This window comes from Pseudomonas sp. (assembly GCF_050739935.1).
GTDB lineage: Bacteria > Pseudomonadota > Gammaproteobacteria > Pseudomonadales > Pseudomonadaceae > Aquipseudomonas.
On record NZ_JBOICF010000013.1, the window covers coordinates 24925 to 43145 of the forward strand.

The 18221-nt window shown below is 61.1% G+C and carries 14 protein-coding genes; 9 read left to right on the plus strand and 5 right to left on the minus strand.

All coding sequences use genetic code 11. From position 1 onward, the window contains the following. Positions 1–44: 44 nt before the first annotated feature. Positions 45–986, plus strand: coding sequence for an AEC family transporter (locus ACRER8_RS01425; RefSeq protein ID WP_431744584.1), 942 nt, complete (start codon positions 45–47; stop codon positions 984–986). Positions 987–1157: 171 nt separating this feature from the next. On the opposite strand, the gene ACRER8_RS01430 is transcribed toward ACRER8_RS01425, so the two are convergent. The 5 genes from ACRER8_RS01430 to gatC form a co-directional block, all read right to left on the minus strand. Then, positions 1158–2210 (minus strand): calcium/sodium antiporter, encoded by a 1053-nt coding sequence (locus tag ACRER8_RS01430; protein ID WP_431744653.1) that lies wholly within the window; start codon positions 2208–2210, stop codon positions 1158–1160. Between the two features lie 162 nt (positions 2211–2372). Further along, positions 2373–2747 (minus strand): septal ring lytic transglycosylase RlpA family protein, encoded by a 375-nt coding sequence (locus ACRER8_RS01435; RefSeq protein WP_431744585.1) that lies wholly within the window; start codon positions 2745–2747, stop codon positions 2373–2375. Positions 2748–3094: 347 nt separating this feature from the next. Further along, a complete protein-coding gene (gatB, locus tag ACRER8_RS01440) occupies positions 3095–4540 on the minus strand; it encodes an Asp-tRNA(Asn)/Glu-tRNA(Gln) amidotransferase subunit GatB (protein ID WP_431744586.1) in 1446 nt (481 codons plus the stop codon). A gap of 11 nt (positions 4541–4551) precedes the next feature. Then, entirely contained in the window at positions 4552–6003 is a 1452-nt protein-coding gene (gene gatA / locus ACRER8_RS01445; RefSeq protein ID WP_431744587.1) for an Asp-tRNA(Asn)/Glu-tRNA(Gln) amidotransferase subunit GatA, read from the minus strand. 15 nt (positions 6004–6018) lie between these two features. Further along, a complete protein-coding gene (gene gatC / locus ACRER8_RS01450) occupies positions 6019–6306 on the minus strand; it encodes an Asp-tRNA(Asn)/Glu-tRNA(Gln) amidotransferase subunit GatC (RefSeq protein ID WP_074755999.1) in 288 nt (95 codons plus the stop codon). A gap of 206 nt (positions 6307–6512) precedes the next feature. Here gatC and mreB point away from each other — a divergent pair, with 206 nt between their 5' ends. From mreB to tldD, 8 genes are all read left to right on the plus strand, one after another. Then, entirely contained in the window at positions 6513–7550 is a 1038-nt protein-coding gene (gene mreB, locus ACRER8_RS01455; protein WP_020292894.1) for a rod shape-determining protein MreB, read from the plus strand. A 237-nt stretch (positions 7551–7787) separates the two neighbouring features. After that, positions 7788–8921, plus strand: a complete 1134-nt coding sequence (gene mreC, locus ACRER8_RS01460; protein WP_431744654.1) for a rod shape-determining protein MreC — start codon at positions 7788–7790, stop codon at positions 8919–8921. Continuing rightward, positions 8921–9412 (plus strand): rod shape-determining protein MreD, encoded by a 492-nt coding sequence (mreD, locus tag ACRER8_RS01465; RefSeq protein ID WP_065990112.1) that lies wholly within the window; start codon positions 8921–8923, stop codon positions 9410–9412. The genes mreC and mreD overlap by 1 nt, the downstream gene beginning before the upstream one ends. A gap of 237 nt (positions 9413–9649) precedes the next feature. Continuing rightward, a complete protein-coding gene (locus ACRER8_RS01470) occupies positions 9650–10261 on the plus strand; it encodes a Maf family protein (protein ID WP_431744588.1) in 612 nt (203 codons plus the stop codon). Continuing rightward, positions 10258–11715, plus strand: coding sequence for a ribonuclease G (gene rng, locus ACRER8_RS01475; protein WP_431744589.1), 1458 nt, complete (start codon positions 10258–10260; stop codon positions 11713–11715). The genes ACRER8_RS01470 and rng overlap by 4 nt, the downstream gene beginning before the upstream one ends. A gap of 201 nt (positions 11716–11916) precedes the next feature. Further along, the gene (locus ACRER8_RS01480) at positions 11917–15732 is read left to right on the plus strand and encodes a YhdP family protein (protein WP_431744590.1); all 3816 of its coding nucleotides are present in this window, start codon (positions 11917–11919) and stop codon (positions 15730–15732) included. Positions 15733–15913: 181 nt separating this feature from the next. Continuing rightward, on the plus strand, positions 15914–16765 hold the full coding sequence (locus tag ACRER8_RS01485) for a carbon-nitrogen hydrolase family protein (RefSeq protein ID WP_431744591.1): 852 nt from the start codon (positions 15914–15916) through the stop codon (positions 16763–16765). A 2-nt stretch (positions 16766–16767) separates the two neighbouring features. Continuing rightward, entirely contained in the window at positions 16768–18207 is a 1440-nt protein-coding gene (tldD, locus tag ACRER8_RS01490; protein WP_431744592.1) for a metalloprotease TldD, read from the plus strand. Positions 18208–18221: the final 14 nt, after the last annotated feature.

Below are 18221 nucleotides of genomic sequence, written 5' to 3' on the forward strand. Positions count from 1 at the left end.
GGCCTATCATTAGCCACCTAACGACGGCTCAGGGTTTGGCGTGCATGCTGGCAATTTTTTGGGAAACCCTGAACATCACCGCACCGGTATTCGCCATGTTGTTTCTGGGCGTGGTGCTCAAACGTGTTGGCTGGATTAACGACAGCTTCATTCACACCGCATCCTCGCTGGTGTTCAACTGCACGATGCCCGCGCTGCTGTTTCTCGGCATCATTCACGCCGACCTGCATGCGGCGCTGCAACCGGGCGTACTCATCTACTTCATCATCGCCACGCTGGTGGGCTTCGCGCTGGTCTGGGGCTGGGCGATTTATCGCGTGCCCTTCGTCGAGCGCGGCATTTATGTGCAGGGGGCGTTTCGCGGCAATAACGGGGTCATCGGTCTCGCGCTGGCGGCGAGCATGTACGGCGACTATGGCATTTCGCTCGGCGCCATCCTCGCCGCGCTGGTGATCCTTCTCTACAACACCCTCTCAACCGTGGTGCTGGCGGTCTATAGCCCGGTGCTCAAGTCTGACCCATGGAGTATCTGCAAAAGCGTGGTGGCCAACCCCTTGATCATCAGCATCGTCGCGGCCACGCCGTTCGCCTACTTCGGCATCGGCCTGCCGAAATGGCTCGACACTTCCGGCAGCTACCTGGCGCAGATGACCCTGCCGCTGGCGCTGATGTGCATCGGCGGTACGCTGTCGTTGAAGTCGTTGCGAGAAAGCGGTGGGATGGCGATCAGCGCGAGCATGATGAAAATGGTCTGGTTGCCGCTGGTCTGCACCTTGGCTGCGTGGTTGCTGGGCTTCCGTCACGCCGAACTGGGCATTCTGTTCCTGTATTTCGGCGCGCCGACCGCATCCTCCAGCTTCGTCATGGCTCGCGCCGCCCAGGGCAATCACGAACTGGCCGCATCGATCATCGTCATGACCACGCTGGCGGCGGCGGTGACGACCAATATCGGGATTTTCATATTGCAGTGGGGTGGATGGATTTAGATCATCCGGCTGGACGCGATCCCGGTTCAGCACACCTGTAGGAGCCGGCTTGCTGGCGAACCCGATGGATCAGTCACAAATGCGTTGTCTGACACAACCGGGTTCGCCAGCAGCCGGCCCCTACAGTTTGATGTCGCGGCAAACACGCGCATCGTTCGATGTTGCGCAGTGTCAATGCTGCCGCCGCCAAGCGCGCACGGTGCTGACCAGAACCCCCACTCCCAACAACGGCAACGCATAGTGAATCATCAACCGTTCCAGCCGATCCGCCAGTGGCATGCCGGTGGTGAACGAAACGATGTGCAGCCCGTATACCGCGTACAGCCCAAGCAGCAGCAACCCCTCCAGGCGGGTAATCCGATAGCCCGAGTAGAACAGCGGCAGACACAATACCGCGACGCCAAGCATCACTGGCAGGTCGAAATCCAGCGCGTTGGGTGAGATCGACAGCGGTCCGGAAGCGATCAGCGAAGTGACCCCAAGCACGCCGAGCAGATTGAACAGGTTGCTGCCGATGATGTTGCCCACCGCGATATCCCGCTCGCCACGCAGTGCGGCGATCAGTGAGGTCATCAAAGCGGGCAGGGAAGTGGCGACGGCGATCACGGTCAGGCCGATGACCCGCTCGGACAATCCCAGATCCTGCGCGACCACCACCGCAGCACCCACCAGCAGATGGCTGCCGAGGATCAACAGCGCCAACCCGCAAGCCATCAACGTCAGACGGCCAAGAATGGGCCAGACCCTGCGCCGTGGTGTTGCATCGTTGCCGCCGAAATGCCGCACGCCATGGGCGAACTGCCTCACCACGACCGCCAGGTAGCAGGCCATGGCGATCAGCAGAATCATCCCGTCCAGCACACTCAACACGCCATTCCAGGCCAGCCCGGCAACGAGGGCGGTGGCACCGATCATCAACGGCAGGTCGACTCGCACCAGTTGCCGGGCGACGCGCAACGGGATGAGCAGCGCCGACAGGCCGAGGGTCACCAGAATGTTGAAGATATTGCTGCCGATGACGCTGCCCACGGCGATGTCTGTGCTGTCGGTCAGCGCTGCCTGTAGGCCGACGGCCATCTGCGGCGCGCTGCTGCCGAGAGCGACCACGGTCAGGCCGAGAAACAGCGGGCGGGTATTAAGCAGGGCAGCCAGCACCACGGCGGCACGCACCGACAGTTCGGCACCGATGATCATCAGCAGCAGGCCACCGATCAGTTCGATCAGCGTGGGTAGTGGCAGGGTCGATAGAGCGAGAATTCAGGGCACCTTTGAATCCAGAGTGTATGAAGACCATTGCGGGCTGGGCACCTTCGGCGCTACCCATGTGAGGCTACACCTTGCCTGACCTGCGCTCATAACGTGTTTACACGTTCTGGCCGGCCGGGTTCAGTCGTCGAGGGCTTGCACCCGCACTTGGGCGGTTCCGCTGCGCAGCATACCCAATTGTTGGGCCGCTGCACGCGATACGTCGATCAATCGTCCGCGCGTATGCGGGCCGCGATCGTTAATGCGGACGACGACCCTGCGATCGTTGTCCAGGTTGGTGACTTGCACGCGGGTGCCGAAAGGAAGCTGGCGGTGGGCGGCAGTCAGGGAGTTCTGGTCGAAGCGTTCGCCGCTGGCGGTGCGCATGCCTTGGTGGCGTGAGCCGTAATACGAGGCGCCGCCGGTGGCGTTGTAACCGTGCGGATCGATGATGCCTTCACTGGCACAACCGGCCAGCAGGGAGAGCAGCGCAAAGGCGCCGAGAAGCCGCCACATGGTTCACAGTCCTTTGGGTGGATATTGCCCCGACGATTCTGTGTCGCCTGGGATGACGTCATCGCGAATGAATTCGCTCCCACAGAGATCGAGGGCCAGGTTTCGGAGTCCGCAGAGGGTCAACCCCTGTGGGAGCGAGTTCATTCGTGATAGCGGTGTGTCGAAAAGCGCCATAGTCGCGAATAAACCGCCTTCGTGAGCAAACTCACTCCCACAATCCTATGGCGGCCCCGAGCGAGCTCACCCAACAGGCCATGCAGGGTCTGTGGGAGTGACCTTGCTCGAGGCCGCCATCGGACGAAAGGGCGGTTCTGACACAGAGGATTTCCGCATCAAAACCTGTTCAATCAACCTTCCAGCTTACGCTTCAACAACTCGTTGACCTGCTGCGGGTTGGCCTTGCCTCTGGAGGCCTTCATGGCCTGGCCGACGAAGAAGCCGAACATCTTGCCGCGTTTGACTTCATCAGCGGCGCGGTACTGTTCGACCTGCTCGGCGTTGGCCGCCAGCATTTCATCGAGAATAGACTCGATGGCACCGCTGTCGGTTACTTGCTTCAGGCCACGCTTGTCGATGATCTCATCGGCACTGCCTTCACCATTGGCCATCGCCTCGAAGACCATCTTGGCGATCTTGCCGGAGATGGTGTTGTCGGTGATGCGCTGCAGCATGCCGCCCAGTTGCTCGGCGCTGACTGGCGATTCGTCGATCTCCACGCCTTGCTTGTTCAGCAGCGAACCCAGCTCGACCATGACCCAGTTGGCGGCCAGCTTCGCATCGCCCGCAATGCTCACCACCTTCTCGAAGTAATCCGCCTGTTCGCGGCTGGAAGCCAGCACGCTGGCGTCGTACAGCGACAGGCCGAATTGCGACTGAAAGCGTTCACGCTTTTGCGGCGGCAATTCCGGCAGGGTGGCGCGGGTCTGCTCCAGGAACGAATCCTCGATGATCACCGGCAGCAGGTCAGGGTCGGGGAAGTAACGGTAGTCGTTGGCTTCTTCCTTGCTGCGCATGGCCCGGGTTTCGTTGGTGTTCGGGTCGTACAGGCGCGTCTGCTGGATGACCTTGCCGCCGTCTTCGATCAGATCGATCTGACGCTGGATCTCGCTGTTGATCGCCTTCTCGATGAAGCGGAACGAGTTGACGTTCTTGATCTCGCAGCGGGTGCCGAACTCGACCTGGCCTTTCGGGCGAATGGACACGTTGCAGTCGCAACGCAGCGAACCTTCGGCCATGTTGCCGTCGCAGATGCCTAGATAACGAACCAGCGCGTGCATCGCCTTGACGTAGGCGACCGCTTCCTTGGCCGAACGCATATCCGGCTCGGAAACGATTTCCAGCAGTGGCGTGCCTGCGCGGTTCAGGTCGATACCGGTCATGCCGCTGTAGTCTTCGTGCAGGCTTTTGCCAGCGTCTTCCTCAAGATGCGCGCGGGTTACACCGATGCGCTTGATGGTTCCGTCTTCGAGGGTGATGTCCAGGTGACCCTTGCCGACGATCGGCAATTCCATCTGGCTGATCTGATAGCCCTTGGGCAGGTCCGGATAGAAGTAGTTCTTGCGGGCGAACACGTTGTGCTGGCCGATCTCGGCGTCGATGGCCAGGCCGAACTTGACCGCCATCTGCACCGCTTCCTTGTTCAGCACCGGCAACGTGCCAGGCATGCCCAGGTCGACCAGACTGGCCTGCGTGTTGGGCTCGGAGCCGAACGTGGTGGCGCTACCGGAGAAAATCTTCGATTGGGTGGTGAGCTGGGTGTGAATCTCCAGCCCGATGACGACTTCCCATTGCATGTGTTTTCTCCTTAGAAGCCGGCCGGTGAGCGGGTGTGCCAATCAGTGACTCGCTGATACTGATGAGCAACGTTCAGCAAGCGGCCTTCCTGGAAGTACGGCGCGAGCAGTTGCACACCAACCGGCAAGCCGTCGGCGAAACCGGCTGGCATCGACAGGCCCGGCAGGCCCGCGAGGTTGGCGGTGATGGTGTAGAAGTCTTCCAGGTACGCGGAAATCGGGTCGGCGTTCTTGGCGCCGATTTTCCAGGCCGGGTTCGGCGTGGTCGGGCCGAGGATCACGTCGACTTCCTTGAATGCATTCATGAAGTCGTTCTTGATCAGGCGACGGATCTTCTGCGCTTGCAGGTAGTAAGCGTCGTAGTAACCGGCGGACAGCGCATAGGCACCGACCATGATCCGGCGCTGCACTTCAGGGCCGAAGCCTTCACCACGGGAACGCTTGTACAGGTCGGTCAGGTCTTTCGGATCTTCGCAGCGATAGCCGAAGCGCACGCCGTCGAAACGCGACAGGTTGGAAGAGGCCTCTGCCGGCGCGATCACATAATAGGCAGGGATCGCGTGTTGCAGGTTTGGCAGGCTGACTTCCTTGACCACCGCGCCGAGCTTTTTCAGCTCTTCGACGCTGGCCATGACCAGATCGGCGATGCGTGGGTCCAGACCGGCGCTGAAGTATTCCTTCGGCACGCCGATGCGCAGGCCCTGTAGCGAATCGTTGAGGCTGGCGCTGTAGTCAGGAACGGGCTCGTCGATGCTGGTGGAGTCGTTAATGTCGAAGCCGGCCATGCCTTGCAGCAGGAGCGCGCAGTCTTCGGCGGTGCGCGCCATCGGCCCGGCCTGATCCAGGCTCGACGCGTAGGCGATCATGCCCCAGCGTGACACGCGACCGTAGGTCGGTTTCAGGCCGGTCAGGTTGGTCAGTGCGGCAGGCTGGCGAATCGAACCGCCGGTGTCGGTGCCGGTGGCGGCAGGCAACAGGCGCGCGGCAACCGCGGCAGCCGAACCGCCGGACGAACCCCCCGGAACGTGCTGCAGATTCCACGGATTCTTCACCGCGCCGTAGTGGCTGGACTCGTTGGCCGAGCCCATGGCGAATTCGTCCATGTTGGTCTTGCCCAGGGTCACGGTGCCGGCTGCGGCCAGTTTGGCCACTACGGTCGCATCATACGGCGCCTTGAAGTTGTCGAGCATCTTCGAGGCACAGCTGGTGCGGATGCCCTTGGTGCAGAACAGATCCTTGTGCGCCAGCGGGGCGCCCAGCAGAGCGCCGTTTTCGCCTGCCGCACGGCGAGCGTCGGCGGCCTGAGCCTGAGTAATGGCCAGATCTTCAGTGACGGAAATGAAGCTGTTGACCTGCGGGTCCAGCTGCGCGATACGCGCCAGCAGGGTGCGGGTCAGTTCTTCGGAAGAAAACTTTTTATCGGCGAGTCCGCGAGCGATCTCTGCCAGAGTCATTTGATGCATTACAGGCTCATTCCCTTAGTCGATGACTTTCGGAACCAGATAAAGGCCGTCTTCGACCGCTGGTGCGATGGCTTGATAGGAATCGCGGTGATTGGCTTCGCTGACCACGTCTTCACGCAGGCGTTGCGAGGCTTCAAGCGGGTGCGCGAGGGGTTCGATACCGGTGGTGTCGACCGCCTGCATCTGGTCGACCAGCCCGAGAATGCTGTTCAGTGCTTCAGTAGTACGCGGGATATCGGCGTCATTGAGCCCCAGTCGGGCCAGATGAGCGATTTTTTCCACGTCGGAGCGATCAAGCGCCATGGGGTTCTCCAGTGGAATGCGTACGGAATGCACCGTACGTCAGATTGCGGAACACTACGCTATTCAGACGGTCATAAGGCCGCGATCGTCGAGGGTAGTGCTCGGAAAACAGCCAATTTAGCATATTGGCTCCTTGCCCAAAATCCCTGTCGTTGTTAGAGTTTGCCGCACTTTTTTACCCACGCGTTCCCTAGGGTCCCTTTCCCATGTTCAAGAAACTGCGTGGCATGTTTTCCAGCGATCTTTCCATTGACCTGGGCACTGCCAACACCCTTATTTACGTGCGTGAGCGCGGTATTGTCCTGAACGAGCCATCGGTTGTGGCCATTCGGACCCACGGAAATCAGAAGAGCGTTGTTGCTGTCGGGATGGAAGCCAAGCGTATGCTGGGCCGTACCCCGGGCAACATCGCTGCCATTCGTCCGATGAAAGACGGCGTGATCGCCGATTTCAGCGTGTGCGAAAAAATGCTCCAGTACTTCATCAACAAAGTGCACGAAAATAGTTTTCTGCAGCCAAGCCCTCGCGTGCTTATCTGCGTACCGTGCAAGTCCACTCAGGTTGAGCGTCGCGCGATTCGCGAATCGGCCCTGGGTGCTGGCGCACGTGAAGTATTCCTGATCGAAGAACCAATGGCCGCTGCCATCGGTGCTGGCTTGCCCGTTGAAGAAGCGCGCGGCTCGATGGTCGTCGACATCGGTGGGGGCACCACTGAAATCGCTCTGATCTCGCTCAACGGTGTGGTCTATGCCGAATCCGTACGCGTGGGTGGCGACCGTTTCGACGAAGCGATCATCACTTATGTGCGTCGCAACTACGGCAGCCTGATCGGTGAATCCACCGCCGAGCGCATCAAGCAGGAAATCGGCACTGCCTATCCGGGCGGCGAAGTGCGTGAAGTCGACGTACGCGGCCGTAACCTGGCCGAAGGCGTGCCACGTGCCTTCACCCTGAACTCCAATGAAGTGCTCGAAGCGTTGCAAGAATCGCTGGCAACCATCGTTCAGGCAGTCAAGAGCGCCCTGGAACAATCGCCGCCGGAACTGGCATCGGACATCGCCGAGCGCGGGCTGGTGCTGACCGGTGGTGGTGCGTTGTTGCGTGACCTGGACAAGCTGCTGGCTCAGGAAACCGGTCTGCCGGTGATCGTCGCCGAAGACCCGCTGACCTGCGTCGCTCGTGGCGGCGGTCGCGCGCTGGAAATGATGGACAAGCACACCATGGACCTGCTCTCCAGCGAATAAGTCGCCGGATTGCTGCTGTGTTGAGCTGAACGGGCGGCACTTCGCGGTGCTGCCTGTTCGTGTCTGACTTGTTGACGTCCTGCTGTTGTATTGAAAGCTCGATGCTGCAAGGCTGGCACTCCATATTTCCATCCATCCGCACCAGGCCGGTTTCATGTCGCATGAATAAGCACAGCCAAACACAAGCATCCCTGGAAGGAGCGGCCTATTAAACCGCTTTTCTCAAAGGGCCCGTCGCTGGGCGTTCGTCTGTTGGTGCTGGTCGTCCTCTCCGTGGCCGTCATGGTCGTGGACGCACGCTTCACGCTGCTCAAGCCTGTTCGCAGTCAGATGTCGCTGGTATTGATGCAGTCCTACTGGATTGCCGATCTACCCGAGCGTTTGTATCAGGGTGTTGCCAGCCAGTTCGGCAGCCGCACCGAGCTAGCCGCCGATAACGAAAAACTCAAGACCGAGAACCTGCTGCTGCAAGGCCGCCTGCAAAAGCTGGCCGCCCTGACCGAGCAGAACGTGCGGCTGCGCGAATTGCTCAATTCGTCCGCGCTGGTCAATGAGAAGGTCGAAGTCGCCGAACTGATCGGCATGGACCCCAACCCGTTCACCCATCGCATCATCATCAACAAGGGTGAGCGCGACGGCGTGGTGCTGGGTCAGCCAGTACTCGATGCGCGCGGGTTGATGGGGCAGGTGGTCGAGCTGATGCCGTACACCTCCCGTGTGCTGCTGCTCACCGACACCACCCACAGCATTCCCGTGCAGGTAAACCGCAATGGCTTGCGTGCGATTGCCAGCGGCACGGGTAACCCGGAGCGTCTGGAACTGCGCCACGTGGCCGATACCGCCGACATCAAGGAAGGCGACCTTTTGGTGAGTTCCGGTCTGGGGCAGCGTTTCCCTGCGGGTTACCCGGTGGCGACGGTGAAGGAAGTGATTCACGATTCCGGCCAGCCGTTCGCCATCGTGCGTGCCGTGCCGACTGCCGCGCTGAACCGCAGCCGTTATTTGCTGCTGGTGTTCTCCGACGGTCGTTCGCCTGAAGAGCGCGCCGCCGATGCCGCGCAGCAGCAAGAGTCGCTTGATCGTCAGGCCGCCGATCCTTCAGCCGTGCCTTCTGCGACGGTGCCGGGCGCTACACCTGCGGCCACCCCGAACAAACCTGTGGTTCCGGCTACAGTGCCCAAACCCGCGGCGACCAGTCACAGCGCCTCATCGGCTCCGGCCACTGCACCTGCGCCCGCTGTCGCTCCGGCTGCGACGCCAGCCAAGCCTGCCGCGAGCAAACCTGCCGCCAAGCCGCCGGCCAAACCCGCCGCGACCAAACCGGCCACGCCGGCTGCTGCTCCCGCGGCGTCGCGCGCGAGGGAAGAATAATGGCTCGTCATGCTCCCGCACGAAACGGCTGGGTGGTCTGGTTGACCTTCGCCATCGGCCTGCTGCTCAGCGTATCTCCGCTTCCGCAATTCATGGAAATCTTCCGCCCGCTGTGGCTCGCGCTGCTGCTGGCCTTCTGGGCGTTGGCGCTGCCGCACAAGATCGGCATGGTGACCGCATGGATGCTGGGTCTGGCCGAAGACGTGCTCTACGGGACGTTGCTGGGGCAAAACGCGTTGATCCTGACGTTGATCACTTTTCTGGTCCTGTCTCTGCAACAGCGTTTGCGCATGTTCCCGATGTGGCAGCAATGTCTGGTGATTCTGGTGATCTTCGGCCTCGCGCAGTTGGTCCAGTTGTGGCTCAGCGCATTGACCGGCAACCGCCAGCCAACCCTGGCGCTGGTATTGCCGGCCTTGGTCAGCGCGTTGCTTTGGCCGTGGGTCAGTTACGGTCTGCGCGGGTTGCGGTTGCGTTTGAAGATAAATTGAATAGTTGCAGGCGCGGTCGAACCCTGTGGGAGCGAATTTATTCGCGAGACGTCGGTACAACCGATTGGGGATGTATCGACTGTACGATGTATCGCCAATGAATTCGCTTCCACAGGATATGGGGCAGCCTGCTGAAGCGATGTCTGCCAGATGACCGGTGAAAATTGGATTGATCTGAAGGTCGATGCAGTATTCACGCAACGCCTAAGCTTGTGATCACTGACACGGAGACGTCCCATGCCCCAACTTCTTCTCGCCTCCGGTTCCCCACGCCGTCGTGAATTGCTGACTCAGATCGGCGTGCCGTTCACCACGCTCAGCGCGGATATCGACGAAACCCCGTTCAAGGACGAAACCCCGGCCACGTATGTTGAGCGTCTGGCCCGTGGCAAGGCTGATGCCGGCCTGCTGCAGTTGGCCAACGATCCTGCCTACCCCACTGCATGCGTGCTCGGCGCCGACACCGCGGTGGTGCTCGACGGTCGTATTCTCGGCAAACCTGCCGACGAAGCCGAATCTCTGGCCATGCTTGCTGCGCTGTCCAACCGCGAACATGAAGTGCTGACCGCCATCGCTGTGGTCGACGAGCAGCATTGTGAAACTCGGGTGGTCAGCAGTCGCGTGCGTTTCCGTTCGATCTCCCCCGAAGAAGCCTGCGCTTACTGGGCTAGTGGCGAGCCGCGGGACAAGGCGGGCGGTTACGGCATTCAAGGCCTGGGCGCCGTCTTCGTGGAAAACCTCAGCGGCAGTTATTCCGCCGTGGTCGGGCTGCCGTTGTGCGAAACCGCAGAAATTCTCCAGCGTTTCGGCATACCCTGTTGGCAATGCCTGGAAGGTGACAAGCCATGAGTGAAGAGATTTTGATCAACATCACGCCGATGGAGTCGCGCGTGGCCGTCGTCGAGAACGGGGTGTTGCAAGAAGTGCATGTCGAACGGACCCAGCGTCGCGGGATCGTCGGCAATATCTACAAGGGCAAGGTGGTGCGTGTGCTGCCCGGCATGCAGGCCGCTTTCATCGACATCGGTCTGGATCGCGCTGCCTTCATCCACGCCTCGGAAATTTCCATGCGCGAGGGGCCGGCGGTGGAGACCATCAGCTCGCTGGTGCATGAAGGCCAGAGCCTGGTGGTGCAGGTCACCAAGGACCCCATCGGCAGCAAAGGCGCGCGGCTGACCACCCAGCTTTCCATTCCGTCGCGGTATCTGGTGTACATGCCACGCACTGCCCATGTCGGCATTTCTCTCAAGATCGAGGACGAAGCCGAGCGCGAACGGCTCAAGCAGGTCGTCAGCGACTGCGTGGCCAAGGAAGGGATCAAGGAGAAGGGCGGTTTCATCCTGCGCACGGCCGCCGAGGGTGCCGGAGCCGATGAGATCATGATGGACATCCGCTACCTGCGTCGCCTATGGGATCAGATCGGCGAGCAGATCAAGACCATCAGCCCGGCCAGCGTCATTTACGAAGACCTCGGTCTGGCCCTGCGCACCCTGCGCGATCTGGTCAGTCCTCGCATCGAAAAAATCCGTATCGACTCCCGGGAAACCTTCCAGAAGACCACCCAGTTCGTTGCCGAGCTGATGCCGGAAATCGCCGACCGCCTCGAGCACTATCCTGGCGAGCGGCCGATTTTCGATCTGTACGGGGTCGAAGACGAAATTCAGAAGGCGCTGGAGCGCAAGGTGCCGCTCAAGTCCGGCGGCTATTTGGTGATCGATCCAGCCGAGGCAATGACCACCATCGACGTCAATACCGGAGCATTCGTCGGCCATCGCAACCTCGAAGAGACCATCTTCAAGACCAATCTGGAAGCGGCCACCGCCATTGCCCGGCAGCTGCGTCTGCGCAACATCGGCGGGATCATCATCATCGACTTCATCGACATGGAGGATGGCGAGCACCAGCGTCAGGTCCTGCGTACGCTGGAGAAGCAGCTGGAACGCGATCACGCCAAGACCAACATCATCGGCATCACCGAACTGGGCCTGGTGCAGATGACCCGCAAGCGTACCCGTGAAAGCCTGGAACAGGTGTTGTGCGAGCCGTGCAACAGTTGCCAGGGCCGCGGCAAGCTAAAAACCCCCGAAACCATCTGTTACGAGATATTCCGCGAGATCCTGCGCGAGGCGCGTGCCTATCAGGCGGTGGGGTATCGAGTGCTGGCCAACCAGAAAGTGGTCGATAGGCTGCTCGATGAAGAGTCCGGCAACGTCGCCGAACTTGAGGTGTTCATCGGCAGGACCATTCGTTTTCAGGTTGAAACCATGTATTCCCAGGAACAATACGACGTCGTACTGCTCTGATTCAGCTCGAAACGTTGCTTGAACGCAGCGCTCCGAGCATCGTGTGGTTAATGAACCGACAGTCATGAGCCCAAGGGCGACGGCAGGGATCCCCCTTCACAGAGAATTTTGCGTGCCGAACGAGCTTTTCCAGGACTTTCCCCCTACCGCACGAGCAAGCCGAATGCCGTTTGCAGTCTCGCTGCCCGGAGGCCCGGCGACATGGAGCGTCTGACGCGATTCATCGCCGCTCTGACACGTTGGGGCCTGAGTCTGTGCGCGCTGGTTCTGGTGCTGATCGCGTTGTACGTCAGCGTCGGGCGCCAGTTGGCGCCGATGGTCGCCGAATACCGCGCGGAGGTCGAAAGCAAGACTCAGGCAGCCGTTGGCATGCCGGTCAGCATCGGCCGTCTGGAGGGTAGCTGGAGCGGTTTTGCGCCAATATTCGTCGCGCGCGACGTGATGGTCGGGCAGGGCTCGGCGTCGGTGCGGCTGGATCATGTGCGCGCGGTGCCTGATCTGTGGGGCAGCATCAAGGCACGCCAGGTACGCATTGCCCGCCTCGAACTCGACGGCCTGCAATTGGGGTTCAAGGAAGATAAAAACGGTCATTGGGCATTGCAGGGCTTGCCGGTTCAGGATGACAAGCCCTTCGATCCCGAACAGGTGCTGACCCAGATGCAAATGATCTCGACGCTGTCATTGTTCGACAGCCAGATCACTCTGCAACCTTACGAGCAGTCGCCGCTGACCCTGACCTACGCCAGCATGACGCTCAGGACCGGGCGGCTTCATCAGCGTCTGGATGCGCGAGTGATGCTGCCCGACGGTCAGCCGCTGTCTCTGAATGTCCGCTCCAGAATCCGCGCCAGCGCCTGGCGCGATGCCGAAGCCGAGGCCTATTTGAGCCTGCCTCAAAGCGAATGGGCCAAGTGGTTGCCGAAAAGCGTGACCCGTGACTGGAAAATCGACAGTCTCAAGGCCGGCGGCGAGTTCTGGCTGACCTGGGGCAAGGGTAATCTGCAGTCGGCAGTGGCCCGGCTCAACGCCCCGCAGTTCGAGGGTGCCTACGTCGACCGCAACGCCGCGAAGATTGACAATCTTGCGCTCAACGCCTGGTTTGAGCGCGATGACAAAGGGTTCACGCTTTCGCTGAATTCTCTGGCCATGGACATTGCCAGCAAGCGTTGGGAAAGCCAGGTTCAGCTCGAGCAAACCGCAGCGACTTCCGACAGTGAAGAGTTGTGGCACGTACAGGCCGATCGGCTGGATCTGACACCTGTTACGCCATTGCTCGGCTCGCTGGCGCCGCTGCCAGACAAGCTGATGGTGGTGCTCGATCATCTGAAAGTCACCGGTGGCATGCGCAACGTTCTGGTCGACTACCGCCCGCAAGCCGAGGGCGCCAAGCGGCTGAGCTTCGCCGCCAATCTGGACAAGGTTGGCTTCAACGCTTACCACGGTGCGCCCGCCGCCGGAAATGTCAGTGGGGCTGTTAGTGGCGATCTGGGGCAGGGCGAACTGCGTCTGAACACGGACGATTTCATGTTGCATCTGGACCCTATCTTCAAGAATGCCTGGAATTATCATCACGCCGATGCGCGCCTGACCTGGGCCCTGGATGACAAGGGCTTCACCTTGATCGCTCCTTACATCAAGGTGGTCGGCGATGAAGGCAAGATTGCCAGCGACTTCCTGATCCGGCTGCATTTCGATCAAAGCCAGGAAGACTACATGGACCTGCGCGTCGGGCTGGTCGATGCCGACGGTCGCTACACCTCCAAATACCTGCCATCGGTCCTCAGCCCGGCGCTGGATCAGTGGCTGCGCACCGCAATACTCAGCGGCAACGTCGATCAGAGTTTTTTTCAGTATCAAGGCTCGCTCAATCACGATGCGCCGGATGTGGCGCGGGTCATCAGCCTGTTCTTCAAGGTGCGCAATGCCAATCTGGCGTTCCAGCCGGGCTGGCCGCAGCTGACCGGTGTGGACGGCAATGTGTTCGTCGAAAACAGCGGCGTACGCGTCCGCGCTACCAAGGGCCAGTTGCTGGGCACCCAGGTGCGCAATGTCGCCGTGGACGTGCCGCATGTGGGGCCAGGCCAGACCAGTCATCTCCTGGTAGACGGCGACTTCGACGGCAGCCTGCAGGACGGCATGAAAATTTTGCAGGAAGCGCCGATCGGCACCGGTCAGACTTTCGCGGGCTGGCAGGCCGAGGGACCGCTGCAAGGGCATATCAATCTGGACATCCCACTGATCAAGGGTCAGGAGCCGAAGGTCGCGGTGGACTTCAACACCGACAGCGCGCATTTGAGACTGGCGGACCCGGTGCTGGACCTGAATCAGCTCAAGGGCAATTTCCGTTTCGACTACGCCAAGGGCCTGAGCGGCAAGAACATCAAGGCCATAGCCTTCGACAAGCCAGTTAATGCCGAGATTTTCGCCGAGGGCAAACCCGGTGCCCCAGTGACTCGCATCACGGCCAATAGCCAGATCGCCACCAAGCGCCTGACCGACTGGCTGAACGTCACGCAGCCGCTGCCGATTTCGGGCGATCTTGCGTATCAACTGCAACTGACCCTCAATGGTGCCGACAGCCCGTTGCTGATCAACTCCAGCCTCAAAGGTGTGGCTGTCGATCTGCCGGCGCCTTTCGGCAAAACCGCCGACGAGACCCGCGACACCGATTTCCGGATGAATCTTCAAGGGGCTGAGCGGCGCATCACAGTGGGTTACGGCAACCTCGCAAACCTGGCGTTCGCGGCCCCGGCCGGCAAGATGGCGGACGGTCGTGGCGAGCTGTTCCTTGGGCAGGGCGGGGCGATTGTTCCCGACGCCCACGGCCTGCGCGTTCGCGGTTCGTTGTCGGAGCTGGATATCGCGCCGTGGCAGGCGATGGTCGAGCGTTATGCCGGTAATGATCCGGGCGGCAGCGCCAAACAGCTGGTCAACAGCGTCGATCTGCAGATCGGCAAATTGACCGCGATGGGCACGACGTTGGATCAGGCCAATGTTCAGCTCAGGCGCAGGGATGCCAGCTGGGGCCTGTCGCTGGACAGTACCAAGATCAAGGGTACGGCAACCCTGCCGGACAACAAGGCCGCGCCAGCTGATATAGACCTGCTCTATGTGCGTCTGCCCGCGGCGGACCCCAAACCCGTCGTTATTGAAAACGCCCCTGATCCACTGGCCGACCTTGACCCGCGTAATATCCCGGCGCTGAACATCAAAATCACTCAGCTGTTCCAGGGCGATCAACTGATGGGTGCCTGGTCGCTCAAGGTAAGGCCAACCCCCAACGGCATTCAGTTGGCTGACATGGATCTGGGCTTAAAAGGCATATCGCTGGTCGGCAACGGCGGCTGGGAAGGCGCGCCGGGTTCGACCAGCAGTTGGTTCAAGGGGCAGGTGGCCGGGAAGAATCTGGCGGATGTATTGAAAGCGTGGGGTTTTGCGCCAACAGTGACCAGTCAGGAGTTCGAGATGAACGCCGATGGCCGTTGGCCGGGATCGCCAGCCTGGGTCGGCCTCAAGCGTTATTCCGGCAGCCTCAATGCGACGCTGAAGAACGGGCAGTTTGTCGAAGTGGAGGGTGGCGCCCAAGCCCTTCGGGTATTCGGGCTGCTGAACTTCAACTCCATCGGTCGCCGGTTGCGCCTGGATTTCTCGGACTTGCTGAGCAAAGGGCTGAGCTATGACCGGGTAAAAGGGCTGCTAGTGGCCAGTGACGGTGTGTATGTCACCCGCGACCCGATCACCATGATCGGCCCGTCGAGCAATCTGGAACTCAATGGCACGCTGGATATGGTGCGCGACCGCGTCGACGCCAAACTGCTGGTGACGTTGCCGGTGACCAACAATTTGCCGATTGCCGCGCTGATTGTGGGCGCACCGGCCATCGGCGGCGCGCTGTTTCTGGTCGACAAACTGCTGGGCGATCGCGTGGCGCGCTTCGCCAGCGTGCAATACAAGGTCGAAGGCCCTTGGAAAGAACCTAAAATCACTTTCGACAAGCCGTTCGAAAAGCCGCAGTAGCCAAATGCATGGCCTGCGTCGGTAGTTGGGCTGATGCAGATCCATGGGAATGAGCTTGCTCACGAAAGAGGCGGTACATCCACCTCATCTGCCGGGGCCGTGAGCACGCTCACTCCCACAGAGGTCTCATCTGCTGCACCTTCTGGAGTAGAGTACAAAGCCTGTCGATCAAGGAGCGCGTATGTCCTTCGCTGTGATTCAAATGGTCAGCCAGAGCGACGTCGAGGGCAATCTGGCTCAGGCTCGTGTGTTGCTGGAACAGGCCGCGGCGTCGGGCGCTGCGCTTGCGGTGTTGCCGGAAAACTTTGCCGCGATGGGTCGCCGCGACATCGCCGCCATCGGCCGAGCCGAGGCTTTAGGCGAAGGACCGATCCTGCCGTGGTTGAAACTTGCCGCTCGCGACCTCAAGTTATGGATTGTCGCCGGGACATTGCCGCTGCCGCCTCAGGGTAGGCCGCAGGGCAAGGTCACGGCGTGTTCGCTATTGGTCGACGATCAAGGCGAACAAGTGGCGCGCTACGACAAGCTGCACCTGTTCGACGTCGACGTGGCCGATGCGCGAGGACGTTATCGTGAGTCCGATGACTATGCTCACGGCAGCAACGTGGTAGTGGTCGATACGCCTGTAGGAAAACTGGGCCTGACCGTGTGTTACGACCTGCGCTTCCCCGAGTTGTACACCGCCCTGCGCGAAGCCGGGGCCGAATTGATTACCGCTCCGTCGGCCTTCACCGCCGTGACCGGTGCGGCGCACTGGGAAATCCTGCTGCGCGCGCGTGCCATCGAAACCCAATGCTACGTGCTGGCGGCCGCGCAGGGCGGCGTTCATCCAGGGCCGAGGGAAACATTTGGACACGCGGCGATCATAGATCCATGGGGCCGCGTGTTGGCCGAGCAGGCACGGGGTCAAGCCGTGCTGCTGGCCGAACGAGACAGTGAAGAACAAGCGTCCATACGGGCGCGAATGCCGGTCACCAACCACCGGCGATTTTTTTTGCAGGACGCCTTGCGGCCTGCCAACACCCCGGAGTGAATATGAGCGACTTGTCCTCTGTCAGCGAACACCTTCTGGCGCCAGGCGGCCTGAGCATCGACAGCCTGCAATCGGTGCTGGGAGAGCTTGCCGGTCCCGGGATCGACGCAGCCGACCTGTATTTTCAGGGGCAGATTTCCGAGTCCTGGGCGCTGGAAGACGGCATCGTCAAGGAAGGCAGTTTCAATCTCGACCAAGGCGTCGGCGTGCGCGCGCAGTCCGGTGAAAAAACCGGCTTCGCCTACAGCAACGCGATCACGCCCGAGGCCTTGAGCCAGGCTGCCCGCGCTGCCCGTTCGATCTCCCGCGCCGGCCAGAACGGTCGGGTGCAGGCGTTTACCACTCAAGATGTCACGCAGCTGTATGCGCCGGATAACCCGCTGGAAGTCATGACCCGCGCCGAAAAGGTCGAGCTGCTCAAGCGTGTCGACGCCGCGACCCGCGCGCTGGACCCCCGTATTCAGCAGGTTACCGTGAGCATGGCCGGTGTCTGGGAACGGATTCTGGTGGCCTCCACCGATGGCGGGCTCGCTGCCGACACCCGTCCGCTGGTGCGCTTCAACGTCAGCGTGATCGTCGAACAGAACGGTCGTCGCGAGCGTGGCGGTCACGGCGGCGGCGGACGTACCGATTACCGTTATTTCCTCACCGAAGACCGTGCCATGAGCTATGCCCGCGAGGCCCTGCGTCAGGCGCTGGTCAATCTCGAAGCGATCCCGGCGCCTGCGGGCACGCTGCCGGTGGTGCTCGGTTCGGGCTGGTCCGGCGTACTGCTGCACGAAGCTGTGGGGCATGGTCTGGAAGGCGACTTCAACCGCAAGGGCAGTTCGGCCTACAGCGGTCGCATGGGCGAAATGGTCGCTTCCAAACTCTGCACCATTGTCGATGATGGCACCCTGGCCGGTCGTCGCGGCTCCCTGAGCGTGGACGATGAAGGCACTCAGACCGAATGCACCACGCTGATCGAGAACGGCGTGCTCAAGGGCTACATGCAGGACAAGCTCAACGCACGGCTGATGGGCGTTGCGCGCACCGGCAACGGTCGTCGCGAGTCCTACGCGCACCTGCCAATGCCGCGCATGACCAACACCTACATGCTCGGCGGCCAGAGCGATCCGGCGGAAATCATCGCCTCGGTGAAGAAGGGCATCTACTGCGCCAACCTCGGCGGCGGTCAGGTCGATATCACCAGCGGCAAGTTCGTGTTCTCCACCAGCGAAGCCTATTTGATCGAAGACGGCAAAATCACTGTGCCGGTCAAAGGCGCAACGCTGATCGGCAACGGCCCTGAGTGCATGAGCCGGGTGTCGATGGTCGGCAATGACCTGTCGCTGGACAGCGGCGTGGGCACTTGCGGCAAGGATGGGCAATCGGTGCCGGTAGGCGTCGGTCAGCCTACCCTGAAGATCGATGCGATCACCGTGGGCGGCACTGGCGCTTGATGCTGAGGTTTTGA

Bases quoted from the DNA above. Each gene is read 5' to 3' on its own strand.
- gatC (WP_074755999.1), bottom strand. From the start codon at position 6,306: ATGGCGCTTGATCGCTCCGACGTGGAAAAAATCGCTCATCTGGCCCGA.
- gatB (WP_431744586.1), bottom strand. From the start codon at position 4,540: ATGCAATGGGAAGTCGTCATCGGGCTGGAGATTCACACCCAGCTCACC.
- ACRER8_RS01435 (WP_431744585.1), bottom strand. From the start codon at position 2,747: ATGTGGCGGCTTCTCGGCGCCTTTGCGCTGCTCTCCCTGCTGGCCGGT.
- ACRER8_RS01480 (WP_431744590.1), top strand. From the start codon at position 11,917: ATGGAGCGTCTGACGCGATTCATCGCCGCTCTGACACGTTGGGGCCTG.
- mreD (WP_065990112.1), top strand. From the start codon at position 8,921: ATGGCTCGTCATGCTCCCGCACGAAACGGCTGGGTGGTCTGGTTGACC.
- ACRER8_RS01470 (WP_431744588.1), top strand. From the start codon at position 9,650: ATGCCCCAACTTCTTCTCGCCTCCGGTTCCCCACGCCGTCGTGAATTG.
- tldD (WP_431744592.1), top strand. From the start codon at position 16,768: ATGAGCGACTTGTCCTCTGTCAGCGAACACCTTCTGGCGCCAGGCGGC.
- ACRER8_RS01425 (WP_431744584.1), top strand. From the start codon at position 45: ATGCTGGCAATTTTTTGGGAAACCCTGAACATCACCGCACCGGTATTC.
- rng (WP_431744589.1), top strand. From the start codon at position 10,258: ATGAGTGAAGAGATTTTGATCAACATCACGCCGATGGAGTCGCGCGTG.
- gatA (WP_431744587.1), bottom strand. From the start codon at position 6,003: ATGCATCAAATGACTCTGGCAGAGATCGCTCGCGGACTCGCCGATAAA.
- mreB (WP_020292894.1), top strand. From the start codon at position 6,513: ATGTTCAAGAAACTGCGTGGCATGTTTTCCAGCGATCTTTCCATTGAC.
- ACRER8_RS01485 (WP_431744591.1), top strand. From the start codon at position 15,914: ATGTCCTTCGCTGTGATTCAAATGGTCAGCCAGAGCGACGTCGAGGGC.